Here is a 17,782-nt window from a genome sequence, read left to right on the forward strand (position 1 = left end):
CGCGGTTGGCGCATTATGTTTGCTGCGGCCGCTTGCGCATGCGCCGCCAACGGGCGAGCAGAACGGCGAGGATGGCGAGCGCGGCCGCCGCGCCGACGACCAGAGCCACCTGCATCACCATGACAAGCGGGGACGTCGCGGTGCCCTGCAGCTTGAACATCAGCAGTTTCTGCAGTGCGTGCGCCATGAACATGACGCCCAGGCACAGGCGGAGCAGCAGTATCGCGTAGGGCCCGGTGATCAGATCGATCGCCCTTAGTACTCCTTGCGTGTGGTCTCCGGCGCCGAACGGGGAACCCATGACGTAGCTACTGAGCGCCGGAATCGGAGCTGCGTAAAGTGACTGTCGGTTGAAGCCGCCGGGCGCTCGGCGGCGTACCAGTTGTTGCGCTACGGGCAGATCGTGGGCACAAAACGGCGCGGACACCGCTATCATGGGTGCGCACCACACCTGGAGAGGACCGTCATGAGCGTGCCCGCGAGCGCTGGATCAGGCGGCGGGCCGGCGGCTGCGCCGCCGCTCGGGCCATTCCGGCATCCAGCCTATGCGGTGATCTGGGTCGCCACGGTGGTCGCCAATATCGGATCCTGGATGTACGCCGCCGCCGCCGGGTGGCTGATGACCGGTCTTGATCCGAGCCCTCTATCCGTGTCCCTGGTGCAGGTCGCCGACACCCTGCCCATGCTGTTGGCTGCCATACCGGCGGGTGCTCTTGCCGATATCGTCGACAAGCGACGCCTGCTGATCGGCGTTGAGATCGCCATTGCCGTGGTCTCGTCGACATTCGCGGTGCTGGTGTGGTTCCACCTGGTTACGGCGTCCATCTTGCTGGCCTTCATGTTCCTGATCGGAGCCGGCGCGGCGCTGACGGCGCCGGCGTGGCAGTCCATCGTGCCGCTGTTGGTCCCCAGGCCCGTACTGCCGGCGGCTGTCGCCGCCAATAGCGTCGGCGTGAACATCAGCCGCGCCATCGGGCCGGCTCTCGGGGGCGGGCTGATCGCGTTGTTTGGCATCGCGGCTCCGTTCGGCATCAACGGTGTCAGCAATGTTGGCACCATCGGCGCATTGCTCTGGTGGCGACCACCCCAGCGTTCGGCCTCTATACTGCCGGCCGAGAGCTTTTCCGGCGCCATGCGCACCGGCATCCGCCACGCCCGCGCCAACCCGGCGCTGCGTGCGACCCTGGTGCGCGCATTGGCGTTTTTTCCGTTCGGCAGCGCTTACTGGGCGCTGCTGCCCCTGGTGTCGCGAACCCAGATCGCTGGCGGGCCGGAGCTCTATGGCATTCTTCTGGGCGCCATCGGCGTCGGTGCGGTGGCCGGCGCCGGCTTCATGCATCGCCTTCAGGTCAAGCTGGGCGCGGACGGGCTGGTGGCTCTGGGGACGGTGGGGACGGCCGCCGCGCTGGTTCTGTATGCTGTTGCCCGCCAGCCGCTAACGGCGGTTGCAGCCAGCCTGCTGGCGGGAATGTCGTGGATCGCAGTGCTCGCAAGCCTCAACGTTTCGGCGCAGGTCGCCCTCCCGAACTGGGTGCGCGGCCGTGGGCTCGCGATCTACGTCACGTTCATGTTCGGTGGCCTGGCCGCGGGGAGCGCCACGTGGGGAGAGGCGGCGGCTTGGCTTGGGCTGCCGGCCGCCCATCTCCTTGCGGCAGCGGGGTGCCTTGCCTTCATCGTGCTGACCTGGCGCTGGAAGCTGCAGACCGGCGCAAAGCTCGACTTCATGCCGTCGATGCACTGGCCCGACCCGATCGTTGCACTTGACGTCGAGTCTGACCGCGGGCCGGTGCTGGTGACCGTCGAGTATCGCGTCGGCGAAGTCGCCCGCCAGAAGTTCCTTACAACTATCGAGCGTATCGGGCGCGAGCGCCAGCGCGACGGCGCCTACCGCTGGGGCGTGTTCGAGGACGTGGCGCTACCAGGACGGTTCGTCGAGATGTTCATGCTGGAGTCGTGGCTGGAGCACCTGCGTCAGCACCAACGCGTCACCAAGGCGGATCGCATGATCGAGGAAGATGTTGGAAACCTGCTCACAGCTCCCCCCATCGTAACCCATCTGGTCGCGCCCACCGAGCGAGTGGAATGAGGGCCAGGGCGTTGTCGCCCCAGCCCTCGTGGCACTCAGGTCCTTACTTGGCAGTATAGACCAGGATGGCGCCCGGATTTTCGAGTTCCGAGACACCTTCGCCTGCCGCGTTCAGGACGCCGCCGGCGGAGTCGGTGACGAGGAAGATCGTCTTGCCGCCGTCGACGATCTCGAGGTCGCGCAAGCGGTTCTGGCCAAGATAGTACTTGGTGAACTTGGCCTCGTCGCCGCTTGCCGCCGGGTCGATCGCGTAGATGGCGCCGTGCTTCATGGCGGTAGAGAGCAGCTTGCCGCTGAGCTCAGGAACAGCGTCGTCCGCATAGTACTGGATCGAGGACGGGCCGACCGTCGGGCGCTCGAAGTAACCGAAGTTGATCTCGTCGTTCGCACCCACGGTGAACAGGGTGGCGAGCGGCTGCTTCATGTCGGCGGCACCGGCCCATTCGCTTTCCTTCACGACGGGGACCGCAGCGGGGAAACCTTCCTCCGGCTGGTTGAAGGTCAGGGTCGAGGGATCGACGCTGGCGGCAGACCAGTTGCCGTAGGCATAATGACTGTCATCGACCAGGCCGGCGACGTTGGGCCAGCCATAGTTGCCACCCGAGACCAGGACGTTGATCTCGTCGTCGCTGCTGGGGCCGTGCTCGTTGGCATAGAGGGTGCCATCCGGACCGACCGTGATCCCCTGGGCGTTACGGTGGCCAAGGGTGAAGATGTGGCTCTGCACGCCACCCAGGACCGGGTTGTCGCCGGGGACGGACCCGTCTTCATTGAAGCGCAGGACCTTGCCCTGGTAGGCGAAGTGGTTGCCCGCCGCCAGTTCCTCGGCCGTCGGCAGGCGCTGGGCTTCGATCGGGCGGGTGTAGTTGACCAGCTGGTTGTGGCCCTGGTCACCCACGGTCAGGTACAGCTTGCCATCCTGGCCGAACACGATCCGACCGGAGTTGTGGTCGTTGTTGGCCGGTATGCCGGTGAGCACGTCGCTCGAGCCCGTCACGGTTTCGGTCGTGGCATCCCAGTCGAGGGCGACCACCTTCTGGAACAGGCGGTGGTAGGGATCGGAGGCGTCGGGGCGGGTGGGGTCCGTACGCTCGCTGTCTTCATAGGTGTGGACGACGAAGATCCTGTCGGTGCCCTTGCCGAAGTCGGGATGGAAGGCAAAGCCCATCACGCCGGTCTGAGCTCCCTCGAGTACGTCGGGAATGGCAAATTCGAAGGCAGGCTTGATGTCGCCGGTTTCCGGGTTGACCCGGATCAGGCGCTTGCCGATCCGCTCGGTGACCCAGAGCTTGCCGTCCACGCCGAGGCGGATTTCGTGCGGAGCCCGCAGGCCCTCAACCAGCACCGCCTTGTCGAACGGGAACGTGGCTTCAACGACGTCGGCAGGCGACTGCTCGGCAAGGGCGCCAGGGGCGGCCAGCAGCATGCCGGCCATGAGGGCGGCCAGACTGGTGTTCAATAGTGAGTTGCGAGGCAATTTCTCGACTCCGTATGCAGCGACAGGACGCGGCGCACCTGCAGGCTGCAGTGGTGCGTCGGGTCGGGCGCAATTTTCAGGTTTGCCCGCATCAGCACCTTGGCAGGCGGGCGACGAACCCCGTGTCGGGGTGGCCAAGATGTAGGTCGGATTTCGGCGCCGACAGCCCCTCTGGCCGATACGCATCGTTCGCGATAATCGAACAAAAATCCATTGGCACCCCCATTCGCGCCGGTGTTTACGGCGGCGCGGACGAGTTTGCGCGCGTCATCGTTCAGGGAACACGAACGATACCCCGGCCCATGAATGTTACCGCAAGGGCCCTGGCCGGTGCGTCGGACGCTTGTGGTCGGGGTGTGGCCAAAGCCTCGATCGCCATGAAAGGGGAGGAGACGGACAGCGCGCAGGACTGGCGGGCAGCTGTCGGGCGGGTAAGCAGCGCTTTGGCAGCTACGCCCCGGGGCCAGGTAATGCGGCAAGTCTTGGTGCGGGACATTGCGGTCCCGCCCTCCCTCCCGGCTCGGGCCGGGAGGGCATGGGGCGTTGTCGCGCCCCAACGCGGCCGCGGCTGGCTTACGCCGCGCCCTGCCGGTGGAAGTCGGCGTCGAGCGCGTCCGGCCCGTCGCCGAGATCGAGACTGAACCCTCCCCCGCTCCGGGGCCTGGCCTGGCCGATCGAGGGCGCCGCGGCGGCAACGCGGCGGCGCAGTTCGCCGACCGGGTCATGCATCTGGTCGGCGGCCGCGGTCCGTCGGGGGGCTGCCGCAGATTCGGCCGCTTCGAGGTCGGCGCCGGCCGGATCGACCTGGAAGTAGCTGATCGCGGCCTGCAGCTGTTCGGCCTGCGCAGCCAGTTCCTCGGAGGTCGAGGACATCTCCTCGGCGGCGGACGTGTTCTGCTGGGTGACCTTGTCCAGCTGCTGGATGGCGGCGTTGATCTGCGTTGCCCCGGCGTTCTGCTCGTTGGAGGCAGCGGAGATCTCGGCGACCAGCGTGGCCGTCCGCTGGATGTCCGGGACGAGGCGGGCCAGCATTTCGCCGGCCGACTGCGCGGCCTTCACAGTGTTGCCGGACAGTGCCGAGATTTCCTGGGCCGCTGCCTGGCTGCGCTCGGCCAGCTTTCTCACCTCCGACGAGACGACCGCGAAGCCGCGGCCATGCTCGCCTGCCCGGGCCGCCTCGACGGCCGCGTTCAAGGCGAGCAGGTCCGTCTGGCGCGCAATCTCCCGCACGATCAGGATCTTCTCGGCGATCGTTTCCATCGCCGCGACAGCGTCGTTGACCGCCTTGCCGGATTGGGCGGCATCGAGGGCGGCCTTGCGCGCGATCGCTTCCGTCTGCCCGGCATTGTCGGCGTTCTGCCGGGTATTGGCCGTCATCTGCTCGACCGACGCCGACGCCTCCTCGGTGGACGACGACTGCTCGACCGCGCCCTGGCTGAGCTGCTCGGCGGCGGCGGACATCTCCTGGCTGCCAGCGGCCACGTTGCGGGTTGCCGCCGTGACCTCGCCGAGCACCTCCCTGAGCTTGCGCACCATCAGGTTCAGTGCGTCGATGAGATCCTTGATCTCGTCGTTGGACTTCACGCTGGCGGAGACATTGAGGTCGCCCGCGGCCACGGCGCTTGCGAGGCCGAGCGCGCTGGAGACCGCGCGGGTGATGCTCAGGACGATCCAGAAGGCCACTGCGACCGCCGCCGCCGTGGCAATGGCGAGCAGTACCAGCATGGTCGTCACGCCGGCCTGGTACACCTCGTCGGCGTGTCGCCCGCTCTCCTCGACCAGGTCGCTCTGGAAGGTGACGAAGGCGTCGATGGCGGCGATGAAGCCGGTCAGGGCAGGGATGAGCGTCGCGGAAGCGGCGTGCATGGCCTGCTCCTGGTCGCCGGCGGTGACATAGCGCTCGATCTCGGCGAAGGCGGCGACATAGGGCTTGCGCGCCTGCTGCATGGCCTCAAACCGCAGCTTTCCCTCGGGATGCTGGACCAGGGGGGCCAGTTCCTCGAACGCAGCGGTTATCGCCACCACGTTGGCGGCGATGCGGGTGCGCAGGGCCTCGCGCCGCGTATCGCTGTCGGCGAACACCAGCTCGAGGTTGGCCCGGGAATTGTCGTTGGCCATGTCCATGATGTGGTTGGCCAGGCGCGCCTTGACCCAGTCCTGGTGGACGATCTTGTCGACGTTGGCCGCCAGCCCGCCCAGGTTCAGGATGCCAGCGATCATGCCGCCGGCCGCGAGCAGCACCACGGTCGCGAATGCTGCCCCAAGCTTGACCTTCAGTGTCAGTCTCATGCTTTCGGTCCTTCTTCTTGATTGCCGGGCGTATCGCGCGCCCCCGCTGTCCTTGTGTTCGACGTCCGCTACCGCATCCTCCTGCGAGGCGGGGCTGCCGCTCCTCAACCCGCTGCCGGTCGCCACGTGCTGCGCCGCGGCCTCGTCGACAACCCGGCTTCGGGTCGCCCCCCGCTCATGCCGCCGCCGCAGCGGGCGGTTGCGCCGGGCCTGCCGGCTTCGCCGCGACGATGGCGCCGTCGCCGCGCCCGACGAGGTAGGCCCTTGCCTCCGGCAGGAACATGGGCATGCTGATCAGATAGCCCTGGGCGAAGTCGCAGCCGTGGCTGGCCACGAAGCGATACTGCTCGTCGGTCTCGACGCCCTCGGCGACAACCTCCATCCCCAGGCTGTGGGCGAGCGAGGCGATGGCGCGCGCAATGATCGCGTCGTCGCAGTCGGTGGCCACGTTCCGGATGAAGCTGCGGTCGATCTTCAGCCGATGCACGGGGAAGCGCTTGAGGTGCGACAGCGAGGCATAGCCCGTGCCGAAGTCGTCAAGGGCAATGCTGACCCCCGCGGCGTCGAGCTCGCGCAGGGTGGTGGCGATCGCCTCGCCGGAGCGGTCGAGCACTACGTTCTCAGTTACCTCGATCTCGAGCCAGCCCGGGCGCAGCCGCCTGCGCTTGGCCATGGCCAGCAGGCGCCGCGCGAAGCCGGGTTCCCTGAGCTGCGCCGCGGCCACGTTCAAGGCCAGCCGTCCTGCCTCCAGGCCTTCGTCCAGCAGGTCCCGATGCGCGGCGAGCGCCTTGTCGATGAGGTGGTAGCCGAGCTGCACGATGAGCCCGGCCTCTTCGGCGGCAGCGATCATTTCGGACGGCGGCACGCGGGTCGCGCCGCGTTCCCAGCGGGCCAGCGCTTCGAAGCCGACGTGCCGGCCCGAGCGCAGGTCGACCTGCGGCTGCAGCGCCACGTCGATGCGATCCCTTGCGATGGCGACACGCAGCGCCTGCGTTACGCCCGCGAGGCGCTCGACGCTGCTGCGCATCTCCGGCCGGTAGAGTGCGAACGTGCGCCGTCCCTGTGCCTTGGCCTGATACAGGGCCAGATCTGCATGTTTCATCAGCTCGGTCGGCGTCGTGCCGTCGCGCGGATACAGCGCGATCCCGATGCTGCCCGACGGCACGACGTTCCTGCCGCCGATGCGAACCGGGACAGCCAGTGCCCGCAGCAGCTTCTCGGCCATGCGCCGGGCGTCCGCCTCGACCTCGATGTTCCTCAGGATGAGGGCGAACTCGTCGCCGCCCAGGCGGGCGATCACGTCTGTCCGGCGGACTGTGCCGCGCAGGCGCGCGCCGACCTTGATCAGCAGGTCGTCCCCGGCATCGTGCCCGAGCGTGTCATTGACGAGCTTGAAGCTGTCCAGGTCGAGCAGCAGGAGCGCGAAACCGTGGTCCGCCTTGAGCGCCCGCGCCAGGCGGTCGCCGATGACGCGACGGTTGTAGAGCCCGGTCAGCGGATCGATCTCCGACTGTTCCTTGATCCGCCTCTCCGCCCGCTTGAGCTCGGTGATGTCCGTGCCTACGCCGACGACGTGCCCGGAAGCCGACCGCCGCTCCTGGACCTGGACCCAACGGTCGCCGCTCAGGTGCTGGATGATTGGCCGCGAGGGCCCGAGGTGCTCCTTCAGCCGGGCCGCAAGCCACGCCTCGCGAACCGACGGGTCGGCGGCAACATCGGCGAACTGTCCCTGCTCGAGGGCATGTCTGAGGATGCTGCGCAGGCTGGCGCCCTCCGCGATGACTGCGGCTGCCCGGGGGTAGAGTTCGCGATAGGCCGAGTTGAACAGGATCAGGCGATCGTTCGCATCGAACGCGGCAACGCCGTTGGGCAGCGCCTCGATCACGTCGCGCAGGAGGTTCTCGGCGGATTGGCGCTTCCTGTTTTCTTCGAGCAACGCCGACTCGACCTGCTTGCGCTGGGTGATGTCGTAGCGGATCGAGACGTAGCCAGTGATCTTCCCGGCCGGGTCGTGCCTCGGCACGATCGTCGTATCGACCCAATAGAGCGAGCCGTCCTTGGCGCGGTTGCAGATGTCGCCATGCCAGGTTTCGCCGGATGATATGGTTCGCCACAGCGTCCAGAAGAACTGGCGCTCGTGCATCCCGGAGTTGAGGATGCTGTGCTTGCGGCCGATCAGTTCGACCCGCGAATACTGGCTGATCTCGCAGAACAGGTCGTTGACTTCGGTGATCGTGCCGGCGCGATCGGTGATGCCGACGATCGCGTGTCGGTTGAGGGCGGCGCGATAGGAGTCGAGTTCGTTGCGGGCCTCGGACCCGGTATCCCCCGAAAACGCGGGCAGCTCGAGTGAACCGAGGCCCTGGTCTGATGCAGCGCGAAATTGCGCTGACGCTGCGTGACGTCGCATGCAGGCTCGCCTTCTGGCTTGTGCAGAACACCACGGCGATCTTCGATCGCCTGTTTTCGGGGGACCCTTTGGTGTATAATATCGTACGTTAATGTGTTCGGTGTCGCGCTTTTCAATGTACGAGACCGTACATTCAAGAAGTTACCCGGAAGTAAACTAGATTGAACCACGAACCGATATTCTGGGGTGAGACGGAAATCCGGAATCGTCTGCTGTTGTCGCTCCGACCAGCTGCGCAGGATTTCATGGCCAGCCGTATCGTCACGCGCCCGTTTGGCGCCGGCGAAGTCATCTACAAGGACGGCGGCGCCTTCACGCACGCCGTCTTTCCGCATGCCGGCGTCCTTTCTCTCATGGCCTACATGGGAGACGGCAAGAGTGTTGAAAAAGCCTCCATCGGGCTCGAGGGTTTCCTTGGCTTTGTCATGATCATGGGTGGCGGCGACCGGGCCATCAGCACCTCTGTTGGGCAGGTACCGGGATATGCCTCGTGGTTGTCTGTGGCTGATCTCGACGAAGCGCTGAGCGAGTTCATCTGCGTGCGCGAGACGATGCTCAGGTATGGCCGCCTGCTCATCTCGCAGACCATGGAGTCGGTCGCCTGCAACAGCCTGCATTCGGCCGAGCAGCGGATTGTTCGCTGGCTCCTGCACGCTCATGACCGCGTGGAGAGCGAGCGCTTCGCGATCACCCAGCAGGCAATTGCCGAAGTCCTCGGACTGCGCCGCGCCACCGTCAGCGTGACCTGTTCCAGGCTGCAGGAAGAGGGGGCCCTCGACTACTCGAGGGGCATCCTCACCATCGCGAACCGGGCGCTGCTCGAGGCTCGGGCCTGCGAATGCTACCAGCGCATCCGCAGGTTCGCAGTGTAATGGAACGTCGGTCCGGCGCGGCGGCCGGGCCGGCGGTCAGACCTTGCGGCGAGCCACCAGCACGTCGCAGCTGACCAGGGACATGATGTCCATCGCGGTGCTGCCCAGCAGCACATCCATGATGCCCGAGTGCCCGTAGGTGCCCGTCACGACCAGGTCGATATCCCGGTCGGTGACCAGTTTCGCCAGGATGGGCGCGGGCGCTCCCAGCTCGGCGATGATCTCCACCTGCGCGGCGGCAGCCGCACCCGCAGCCGCCACCAGCATCGCCCTGCACTCCTCGATGACCCCGGGGCGCATCGTGCGCTCCAGTTCTGCCCGATCGCCGGCAAGACCGCGATAGGGGATGTCGAAGGCATTGAACAGCGTCAGCCGGCCCGGCCCGAACAGGCCCAGCGCCAGATCCAGCGCGGCATGCGAGGTATCCGTCAGGTCGGTCGCCACGACGACCCGGCGCGGCGGCCCGACCGGGCGCTTCTTGACGACCAGGAGCGGTGCAGGCGCCTTCTGGGCCAGCACCGGGACCAGGGCTCCCAGGTCATCACGGCCATAGAAATCCTCGCGGGCGATGCCGGTGATGATCAGGTCCGTCCGCTCGCGGGCCGCCGCTGCCAGGATCACCTCCTGCGGGGTGCCGACCTTGACTTCGATGGCCGTGTCGACGCCTTCCCAGCCGGGATAGTCGAACTGCAGCTTCATGCGCGCCGCCTGCACCGGATCGGCGCCCCGGCGCCAGGACGGGTGATCCGTGACGCGTTCCCGCTCTTCGACGGCATGCACGATCAGCAGGCGAGCGTTCCATTGCCGTGCGAGGCTGACGGCGCGATCGAAGGCGCGATCCGTCCTGGCGGTCAGGTCGGTGGCAAGCGTGATGTGGCCAAGCGTGATGCGCGGCGCCTCGGACATGTTCAGGCCCTCCCGGTAGGTCGTCTCCAATACATAGGCCCTGCAACTGAACGCCAACCGCGCGCCGCGCGCAACCGGCTCACGGCTTCGGCGCGTCCTCGGTGGACCGCGGCAGGGCCGGAACGTCCGGATTGCCTTCGGCCACGTCGCGGTAGAGCGCCGCACGGGCGAGCAGCACCAGCGTCACCGGGGTGGTGACGAGGACCATGATGAGGATCAGGACCTCGTGCACCACGGGCCGTCCGAGCACGAGCGACGAGTGCAGCGACGAGGCGAGCAGGATCAGGGCCGTCCCCATGCTCGTGCCCAGGGTCGGGGCGTGGATTCGCTGGTAGAACGTTGCGAGCCGCACCAGGCCGACAGTGCCGATGAACGTCACTACGGCGCCAGCCAGCACGACCAGTGCAATGACCGCCTGCAGCCACTCGGGCGGCGAGAATGTGCCGGTCATTCGATCACCTCGCCGCGCATGAGGAATTTGGCGAGGGCCAGCGTCGACACGAAACTGAGCGCGCCGAGGACGAGCGCGATCTCGAAGTAGAGCAGCCCTCCCGAGCGCATCCCGAAAATGACGAGCAGGAGCATGGCGCTGAGGTAGATGCTGTCGAGCGCGAGGACCCGGTCCTGGGCGCGGGGGCCACGCAGGAGCCGCCAGCAGCCGGCCGCCATCGCCAGGGCGAGGATGACCTGGGCGGCGACATACATCCCCTCGATCACCGCAGCCATCATTGCAGAATCTCCACCAGCCGTCGTTCGTAGGTTCGCTTGAAGTCGTCCGCCCAGGCAAGCTTGTCAGCCGTGTCGAGCACGTGGATCGTGACCACGTTGCGCTTCGAGTCATGCCGGATCCATGCGCTGCCAGGCGTCGCCGTCACGATGCAGGCGAGCACCGCAAGGCCGTTTTCGTCGGTCAGCTCGAGCGGGATGTTGACGAAGGCGGAACGCGCCGGCCTGCCGCTCAGGATCAGCCGCAGGACGTCGATGTTGGATCGCACGACATCCCTGACCAGGAGCCCGGCCAGCGTTGCGACGATGGCGAGGTGGCGGATCCTCGACGTCGGCGGTGCCACCGGCGTCACCGCCCAGCAGGCGAGGGTGGCGACGATGACGCCGAGCAGCAGCTGCGCCGGGGCGACACTGCCGTTGAGCAGCAGCCACATGGCCAGCAAAGCCAACCAGAGCAGCGGGAAGCGCACTAGGTTCATGGCCGTGCCCCGTTGTGCAGGTCGCCCAGCACCTGCTGCGTGTACTGGCCGGGCGCATGAAGGGAGGTCGCCGCCGCCTGCATGAAGTCCATCACCGGCTGGGCGTACACCGTCAGGGTCACGCCGAGGCCGAGCAGCAGCACCACGGGGGTGATCTCGACCCAGCGAATGGCCGGAAGGGAGCCTCCCAGCGAGACCCAGAACGTGTTGATGCCCGTGCGCATGAGCGCGACGGTTGCCGCCAGCCCGGACACGATCAGCGCGCCGGCCAGCACCCAGACCCCGGTCGCAATTCCGGCGCCGCCATCGATGCCGAACAGCGCGTGGATGATCGCGAACTTGCCGAGGAAGCCGGAGAGCGGGGGCATGCCGGCGATCAGGATGGCACAGCAGGCAAAGGCGACGCCGAGCGCCGCGAATGATCCGGGCGTGGCCACGCCCACCTCCTGTTCGTGCTCAGGATCCTCGTCGTCGCCATAGGCTTCGAGCGTGACCGCGAGGACATCGTCGCCCGGCGAGCGGCCGCGCTCCATCAGTTCCACCAGCAGGAACAGGCAGGACAGCCCCAAGGTCGAGCTGACGAGGTAATACAGCGCACCGGCCGTCACGCCGGCATTCTCGTAGCCGATGACGGCGAGCAGCGTGCCGGACGAGACGATCACGCTGAAGCAGGCGATGCGCGCGACGCCCTGCGAGGCCAGGACACCGACTGTGCCGAAGGCGACGGTGGCGAGGCCCCCATATTGCAGCACCAGGTCGCCGAAATGCGCCGACGCCCCGGAACCCTCGCCGAACAGCAGCGAGGTGAGCCGCATGACGACATAGACGCCGACCTTGCTCATGATGGCAAACATGGCGGCGACGGGCGGGGCCGCAGCCGCATAGGTGGTCGGGAGCCACATGCCCAGGGGCCACATTCCGGCCTTGACCAGAAAGGCGATGCCCAGGATCGCGGCGCCCGTCTGCAGCAGCGCCAGGTCCGACCCCGACAGCAGCGGGATGCGAACGGCGAGGTCCGCCATGTTCAGCGTCCCCGCAACGCCGTAGATCGCGGTGGCGCCGATCAGGAACAGCGAGGAGGTCGCGAGGTTCATCGCGATATAGTGCAGGCTGGCCTTGACCCGCGACCGGCCCGAACCGTGCAGGGCCAGTCCATAGGAGGCCGCCAGCATCACCTCGAAGAAGACGAACAGGTTGAACAGGTCGCCGGTGAGGAAGGCACCGTTCAGCCCCATCAGCAGGAGCTGGAACAGGCTGTGGAAGTGCTGGCCCGCCCGGTGCCACCGGGCAGCCGAGAAGATGATCGCACCGAGCGCCAGCACCGAGGTCAGCGCGACCATGAGCGCCGATAGCCGGTCGACCACGAGCACGATGCCGTAGGGGGCCGGCCAGTCGCCGATCTGGTAGGCGATGATGCGGGCCGGATCGCTGGTCGAGCCCGCCAGCAGCACCAGGCCGGTCGCGACCAGCAGCAGGGTTGCGACGATGTTGATCACCAGCTTGACGGTGTGATGCCGGTCCTCGATCAGGACCAGCGCCGCACCCGCAAGTAGCGGCAGGACAATGGGCAGGACAGCCAGATGTTGCTCCATCAGCGTTCCTGCCCGTCGACATGGTCGGTGCCGGTCAGCCCGCGCGAGGCGAGGAGCACGACAAGGAAAAGCGCGGTCATGGCAAAGCCGATGACGATGGCCGTGAGGACGAGCGACTGCGGCACGGGATCGGCATAGGCGGTCACCGCCGAAACCCCGTCCAGGATCGGCGCAGCGTTGCTGCGCAACCTGCCCATGCCGAAGATGAACAGGTTCACTGCATAGGACAGCAGCGACAATCCGATGATCACCTGGAAGGTGCGCGGCCGCAGGATGAGCCAGACGCCGGACCCCGCGAGCACTCCGATGCCGATGGCGATGACGGCTTCCATCAGCGGACCTCCCCGGATGCGCCGGCTGCTGGTCGCGCGGTCGGCCTGGCGTTGCGGATGGACTGGTGCGCCAGGGCGACAAGGATCAGCACCGTTGCCCCGACCACCAGCACGAACACGCCGAAGTCGAACGCGAGAGCGCTGGCCAGGGGCACGCGGCCGAACATCGGCAGGTCGAGATACTGGAAGCTCGAGGTCAGGAACGGATGGTCGAACAGCAGCGCGGCTGCGCCGGTCAGCAACGCCACCAGCAGGCCGCTTCCGATCCACAGCGTCGGCCTGATACGGAGCCGGTCTTCGACCCACCGCGTGCCGCCCGCCAGGTACTGCAGGATGAAGCCCGTCGACAGCGTGATGCCGGCGATGAAGCCGCCGCCCGGCAGGTCGTGCCCGCGCAGGAACAGGTAGATCGACAGCACGATGATGACGGGGAACATCCAGCGCATGATCACGGCGGGAACCCGCAGGAAGTCGGACACGATCGAGCCTTCCTCGTCGGTGCGCGCCGCCTCGTACTGGCTCTGGATCCGCTGCTGCTCGGGCCGGTCGATGCTGTCGGCGGCGGGGCGGAAGCGGCGCAGCAGGGCGAAGGTGGTGAGGGCCACGATCCCCAGCACGGTGATCTCGCCCAGGGTATCGAAGCCGCGGAAGTCGACGAGGATGACATTGACGACGTTGTGCCCGCCGCCCAGTACGTAGGCGTTCTTGAGGAAGAACCTCGAGATGCTCTGGGGCGCATCGCTCGTCATCATGGCATAGGCGAAGAAGGCCATCCCCGCCCCGGCCACGCCCGCCATGACGAAGTCGCGCGCCCGGCGCAGCCGTGCCCCGCGGGAGGTCGCCACGTCGATGGGGACATTCTCCAGCCGGTTGGGGAGCCAGCGCAGGCCGAGCAGGATGAGGATGGTGGTCACGACTTCGACGAGGATCTGCGTCAGGGCCAGGTCCGGCGCCGAATACCAGGCGAAGGTGACGACGGTGGCCAGGCCCGCGCCACCCATGAGGATCAGCGCCATCAGCCTGTGGTACTTGGCCTGAATGGCGGCTCCGACGGCGCAGACGCTGCCGAGCAGCCACACCAGGGCGAGAACCGGATCGAGGCCGTCGAGCGACAGCCCCGGCGCAATCGGCCCGGCGAGCAGCGGGATCGCCCCCGCCACGATCGCGAGACCGACCAGCAGGGCGAGCTGCGGTTGCAGTCGCCGTGTCCCCAGCAGGCGCTCGAGCGCTGGGGCCAGTCGCGCCGACAGCAGCAGCAGGAGCCGCTCGAAGATGCGCGGTCCGACCAGGTGGCCGATGAAGGGTGGACTATCCACGCCCCGCGCCAGGTAGCCATGCAGCAGGCGGTAGAGGATGATGCCACCGACCAGCGCGATGGCGCTCATCATCAGCGGAACATCGAACCCGTGCCACACGGCCAGGCTGTAGGAGGGCGTATCGGCGCCGAGGACGGACCGCACGGCGGTCTCGAGATAGGGCCCGATCGTCAGCCCGGGGACCACGCCGACCAGCAGGCAGAGCAGCACGAGGATCTCGATCGGTCGGCGCATCAGGGCCGGCGGCTCGTGCGGGACGCGGTCGAGCAGGGTCGGCGGCGGGCCCATGAACACGTCGTGGATGAAGCGCACCGAATAGGTCACGGCGAACAGGCTGGCCAGCACCGCGACGAACGGCAGCGACACGTCGACGAACGGATTGGCGTTCTTGAGGGCGGTCTCGGCGAAGAACATCTCCTTGGAGAGGAAGCCGTTGAGCAGGGGAACGCCGGCCATGGCCGCGGCGGCGACGGTGGCGAGCGTTCCGGTGAAGGGCATGTAGCGGAACAGTCCGCTGAGCTTGCGGAAGTCACGCGTGCCGGTCTCGTGGTCGATGATCCCGGCGGCCATGAACAGCGAGGCCTTGAACGTGGCATGGTTGGCAATGTGGAAGACCGCCGCCACCAGGGCGAGCGGCGAGCTCATTCCGATGAGTGTCGTGATCAGGCCGAGATGGCTGATGGTCGAGTAGGCGAGCAACCCCTTGAGGTCGCGCTGGAAGACAGCCGAGTAGGCGCCGATGAGCAGGGTGACAAGCCCGGTATAGGTGACGATCCACACCCACGGTCCGGTGCCCGACATCACCGGCGACAGCAGCACGAGCAGGTAGACGCCCGCCTTCACCATGGTGGCGGAATGCAGGTAGGCCGAGACCGGTGTCGGCGCGGCCATGGCTCGCGGCAGCCAGAACTGGAAAGGGAACTGCGCGCTCTTGGTGAATGCGCCGACCAGCACCAGCAGCAGGGTGGGCAGGTACAGCTGATGGTTCCGAATCGCCTCGCCGGACGCCAGCACCGTGTCGATGTCGTAGCTGCCGACGATGTGTCCGATCAGCAGCATTGCGAGAAAGAGCGCGAGGCCTCCGGTGCCAGTGACGATCAGCGCCATGCGTGCCCCGTCCCGGGCACTCGCGTAGGTGTGCCAGTAGCCGATCAGCAGGAAGGAAAAGATGCTGGTGAGCTCCCAGAAGATGACCAGCTGGATGAGGTTGCCCGAAAGCACGATGCCCAGCATCGCCCCCATGAACCCGAGAAACAGCGAGAAGAACCGCGCCACCGGCTCGTCGGGCTGCAGGTAGTAGCGCGCGTAGAGGACCACGAGAAAGCCGATGCCCGTGATCATCGCGGCGAACATCCAGGACAACCCGTTGAGGCGCAGCACGATGGTCAGGCCCAGGTCGGGCAGCCAGGCCAGTTCGTGCCGCAGCGTCCCGCCCGCGGCAATCGCCGGATACAGCCAGAGCACAATCGCAAAGCCGATGAGCGCAACGCTGCCGGCGAGCGCGGCAGCGGTGTTGCGCGCCCAGGCTGTGGGAATGAACAGCGTGACCAATGCGACCACGAAGGGCAGGGCCAGCAGGAGTGTGGGGAGCGCAGCGGCGGGCATCAGTCATCTCGGTAGTCGCGGTCGGCTATCACTAACATCATGATTGCGGTGTTGGGATAGGACAAACTGGGACGCCTGACCGGGCGTGGCCCGCCGGCCGGGCTTGCGCACCTTGCAGCCCGGTGGCAAGGCGCGCCCGGCGCGGGGCGCGTCGGGGTGAGCATGGCGCCAGGTTGCCGGGGCCGCCAGCGCCCGCTACCCTGTCCTCTCCGCATCCGGTGAGCCTGCATGTCCGCACCGTCGTCCTCGCCTCCGCGCCTTGTCCCCGGCCACGGCCCTGCCGGGGTCGAGCAGGCCGTGAACGCCTTCGGGCTGCTGCGCGACTATTTCGAGGGCGCCATCATCGTCGATGCCCGCTCCCGCATCACCTGGATCGACCAGCGCTACCGCGAGTTGCTGAAGCTGGCGCCCGACCTCGATCCCGTCGGCCTGCCGGTCGAAGCGATCATCCCGCATTCGCTGATGCGCCGCGTGGTCGAGACCGGCAAGCCGACCCTGCTCGACATCATGCGCTTCGACGACCGCCAGTTCGTCGTCTGCCGCATTCCGCTCAAGGACGAGGCCGGTACGGTCGAGGGCGCCATCGGCTTCGTCTTCTACGACACGGTCGACTACCTCGAGCCCATCCTCGAGAAGTTCGAGACCCTGCACAGGCAACTGACCCGCGCCCAGGCGGCGCTGACCCGCGAGCGGCAGGCCAAGTATTCGCTCTCCAGCTTCGTGGGGGCCAGCGATGCGGTCAAGGAACTGAAAGCGCAGGTTCGCCGCTATGCCCTGCGCGAGGGCACGGTGCTCATCCTGGGCGAGACCGGGACCGGCAAGGAGCTTCTCGCCCACGCCATCCACCAGCAGTCGGACCGCGCCGACGGGCCGTTTGTCGCCATCAATGTCGCCGCAGTACCGGAGCAACTGCTGGAGGCCGAGTTCTTCGGCGTTGCGCCCGGCGCCTATACCGGGGCCGACCGCAAGCCGCGCCCGGGTAAGTTCGAGCTGGCGCATGGCGGCACGCTGTTTCTCGACGAGATCGGCGACATGCCCCCGGCCATCCAGGCCAAGTTCCTGCGCGTGCTGCAGGAGGGGGAGGTTGAGGCGCTGGGCTCCAACAGGGTGCGCAAGGTCGACGTGCGCATCATCGCCGCGACGGCACAGCGGCTCGAGGCGAAGGTGGCCGAGAGGAGCTTCCGCGCCGACCTCTACTATCGCATCGCCGTGCTGACGGTGCTGATCCCGCCGCTGCGCCAGCGTCGCGACGATATCGCGATCCTGTGCGAGACGTTGCTCGAGCAGGTCATGCGCCCGCCCGGCCAGCGCGGCTGGATGCTGCTGCCCGAGGCGATTCGCCTGCTCGAATGCCACGACTGGCCGGGCAACGTGCGCGAACTGCGCAACGTGCTCGAGCGGGCCGCCGCGCTGGCTCCCTCCGAGGTGCTCGATGCGGCCGCCATTCGCCGCGCCATGCCGCAATCGGCGCCGCCGCCGGCCCCACCGCCCGCTGCGGCGGGTACCGGCGACCTCGCGACCCGCCTCGCCGCGGCGGAGCGGGAGGCAATCCTCGCAGCGCTCGCCGCCAGCGCCGGCGAAAAGCTCGCGGCGGCGCGCCGCCTCGGCGTCTCGCGCTCGCAGTTCTACGAGAAGCTGCGCCGGCACAACATCGTGTCCTGAATCCAGGATTTGTGTCCGCTTATCCGGACG

14 protein-coding genes are annotated in these 17,782 nt (G+C 67.4%); 3 read left to right on the forward strand and 11 right to left on the reverse strand.

The features are described from left to right. Positions 1-13 precede the first annotated feature (13 nt). A complete protein-coding gene (locus J0I99_RS04330) occupies positions 14-436 on the reverse strand; it encodes a DoxX family membrane protein (protein WP_291396087.1) in 423 nt (140 codons plus the stop codon). A gap of 30 nt (positions 437-466) precedes the next feature. On the opposite strand from J0I99_RS04330, the gene J0I99_RS04335 reads away from it, so the two are divergent. Then, complete coding sequence (locus tag J0I99_RS04335; protein WP_291396089.1) at positions 467-2,086, forward strand: MFS transporter; 1,620 nt, start codon at positions 467-469, stop codon at positions 2,084-2,086. Between the two features lie 43 nt (positions 2,087-2,129). Here the strand turns inward: J0I99_RS04335 and J0I99_RS04340 are convergent, their stop codons facing one another. From J0I99_RS04340 to J0I99_RS04350, 3 genes are all read right to left on the reverse strand, one after another. Next, positions 2,130-3,545: a glucose/sorbosone family PQQ-dependent dehydrogenase gene (locus tag J0I99_RS04340; protein WP_291396090.1), complete on the reverse strand. Its 1,416-nt coding sequence runs from the start codon at positions 3,543-3,545 to the stop codon at positions 2,130-2,132. Between the two features lie 591 nt (positions 3,546-4,136). After that, positions 4,137-5,852, reverse strand: coding sequence for a methyl-accepting chemotaxis protein (locus tag J0I99_RS04345; RefSeq protein WP_291396092.1), 1,716 nt, complete (start codon positions 5,850-5,852; stop codon positions 4,137-4,139). Positions 5,853-6,027: 175 nt separating this feature from the next. After that, complete coding sequence (locus J0I99_RS04350; RefSeq protein WP_291396094.1) at positions 6,028-8,262, reverse strand: EAL domain-containing protein; 2,235 nt, start codon at positions 8,260-8,262, stop codon at positions 6,028-6,030. 161 nt (positions 8,263-8,423) lie between these two features. Between J0I99_RS04350 and J0I99_RS04355 the strand changes: the two genes are divergently transcribed. After that, complete coding sequence (locus J0I99_RS04355) at positions 8,424-9,134, forward strand: Crp/Fnr family transcriptional regulator (RefSeq protein ID WP_291396096.1); 711 nt, start codon at positions 8,424-8,426, stop codon at positions 9,132-9,134. Between the two features lie 36 nt (positions 9,135-9,170). On the opposite strand, the gene J0I99_RS04360 is transcribed toward J0I99_RS04355, so the two are convergent. The 7 genes from J0I99_RS04360 to J0I99_RS04390 all read right to left on the reverse strand — a co-directional run bounded on the left by J0I99_RS04360 (position 9,171) and on the right by J0I99_RS04390 (position 16,090). Further along, positions 9,171-10,040, reverse strand: a complete 870-nt coding sequence (locus J0I99_RS04360) for a universal stress protein (protein WP_291396098.1) — start codon at positions 10,038-10,040, stop codon at positions 9,171-9,173. Between the two features lie 79 nt (positions 10,041-10,119). Beyond that, positions 10,120-10,491, reverse strand: a complete 372-nt coding sequence (gene mnhG / locus J0I99_RS04365; protein ID WP_291391358.1) for a monovalent cation/H(+) antiporter subunit G — start codon at positions 10,489-10,491, stop codon at positions 10,120-10,122. Next, positions 10,488-10,769: a K+/H+ antiporter subunit F gene (locus J0I99_RS04370; protein ID WP_291396100.1), complete on the reverse strand. Its 282-nt coding sequence runs from the start codon at positions 10,767-10,769 to the stop codon at positions 10,488-10,490. Before J0I99_RS04370 ends, mnhG begins: the two co-directional genes overlap by 4 nt. Beyond that, positions 10,766-11,245: a Na+/H+ antiporter subunit E gene (locus J0I99_RS04375; RefSeq protein WP_291391356.1), complete on the reverse strand. Its 480-nt coding sequence runs from the start codon at positions 11,243-11,245 to the stop codon at positions 10,766-10,768. Before J0I99_RS04375 ends, J0I99_RS04370 begins: the two co-directional genes overlap by 4 nt. Beyond that, entirely contained in the window at positions 11,242-12,837 is a 1,596-nt protein-coding gene (locus J0I99_RS04380) for a monovalent cation/H+ antiporter subunit D (protein ID WP_291396103.1), read from the reverse strand. The genes J0I99_RS04375 and J0I99_RS04380 overlap by 4 nt, the downstream gene beginning before the upstream one ends. Next, positions 12,837-13,169, reverse strand: a complete 333-nt coding sequence (locus J0I99_RS04385) for a Na+/H+ antiporter subunit C (protein WP_291396105.1) — start codon at positions 13,167-13,169, stop codon at positions 12,837-12,839. The genes J0I99_RS04380 and J0I99_RS04385 overlap by 1 nt, the downstream gene beginning before the upstream one ends. Beyond that, positions 13,169-16,090, reverse strand: a complete 2,922-nt coding sequence (locus J0I99_RS04390) for a monovalent cation/H+ antiporter subunit A (protein WP_291396107.1) — start codon at positions 16,088-16,090, stop codon at positions 13,169-13,171. Before J0I99_RS04390 ends, J0I99_RS04385 begins: the two co-directional genes overlap by 1 nt. 228 nt (positions 16,091-16,318) lie before the next feature. On the opposite strand from J0I99_RS04390, the gene J0I99_RS04395 reads away from it, so the two are divergent. Continuing rightward, positions 16,319-17,752 (forward strand): sigma 54-interacting transcriptional regulator, encoded by a 1,434-nt coding sequence (locus tag J0I99_RS04395; protein ID WP_291396109.1) that lies wholly within the window; start codon positions 16,319-16,321, stop codon positions 17,750-17,752. Positions 17,753-17,782 lie beyond the last annotated feature (30 nt).

The organism is Devosia sp. (assembly GCF_017307495.1).
GTDB lineage: Bacteria > Pseudomonadota > Alphaproteobacteria > Rhizobiales > Devosiaceae > Devosia_A.

Bases quoted from the DNA above. Each gene is read 5' to 3' on its own strand.
- J0I99_RS04330 (WP_291396087.1), bottom strand. From the start codon at position 436: ATGATAGCGGTGTCCGCGCCGTTTTGTGCCCACGATCTGCCCGTAGCG.
- J0I99_RS04335 (WP_291396089.1), top strand. From the start codon at position 467: ATGAGCGTGCCCGCGAGCGCTGGATCAGGCGGCGGGCCGGCGGCTGCG.
- J0I99_RS04345 (WP_291396092.1), bottom strand. From the start codon at position 5,852: ATGAGACTGACACTGAAGGTCAAGCTTGGGGCAGCATTCGCGACCGTG.
- J0I99_RS04350 (WP_291396094.1), bottom strand. From the start codon at position 8,262: ATGCGACGTCACGCAGCGTCAGCGCAATTTCGCGCTGCATCAGACCAG.
- J0I99_RS04360 (WP_291396098.1), bottom strand. From the start codon at position 10,040: ATGTCCGAGGCGCCGCGCATCACGCTTGGCCACATCACGCTTGCCACC.
- mnhG (WP_291391358.1), bottom strand. From the start codon at position 10,491: ATGACCGGCACATTCTCGCCGCCCGAGTGGCTGCAGGCGGTCATTGCA.
- J0I99_RS04370 (WP_291396100.1), bottom strand. From the start codon at position 10,769: ATGATGGCTGCGGTGATCGAGGGGATGTATGTCGCCGCCCAGGTCATC.
- J0I99_RS04375 (WP_291391356.1), bottom strand. From the start codon at position 11,245: ATGAACCTAGTGCGCTTCCCGCTGCTCTGGTTGGCTTTGCTGGCCATG.
- J0I99_RS04380 (WP_291396103.1), bottom strand. From the start codon at position 12,837: ATGGAGCAACATCTGGCTGTCCTGCCCATTGTCCTGCCGCTACTTGCG.
- J0I99_RS04385 (WP_291396105.1), bottom strand. From the start codon at position 13,169: ATGGAAGCCGTCATCGCCATCGGCATCGGAGTGCTCGCGGGGTCCGGC.
- J0I99_RS04390 (WP_291396107.1), bottom strand. From the start codon at position 16,090: ATGCCCGCCGCTGCGCTCCCCACACTCCTGCTGGCCCTGCCCTTCGTG.
- J0I99_RS04395 (WP_291396109.1), top strand. From the start codon at position 16,319: ATGTCCGCACCGTCGTCCTCGCCTCCGCGCCTTGTCCCCGGCCACGGC.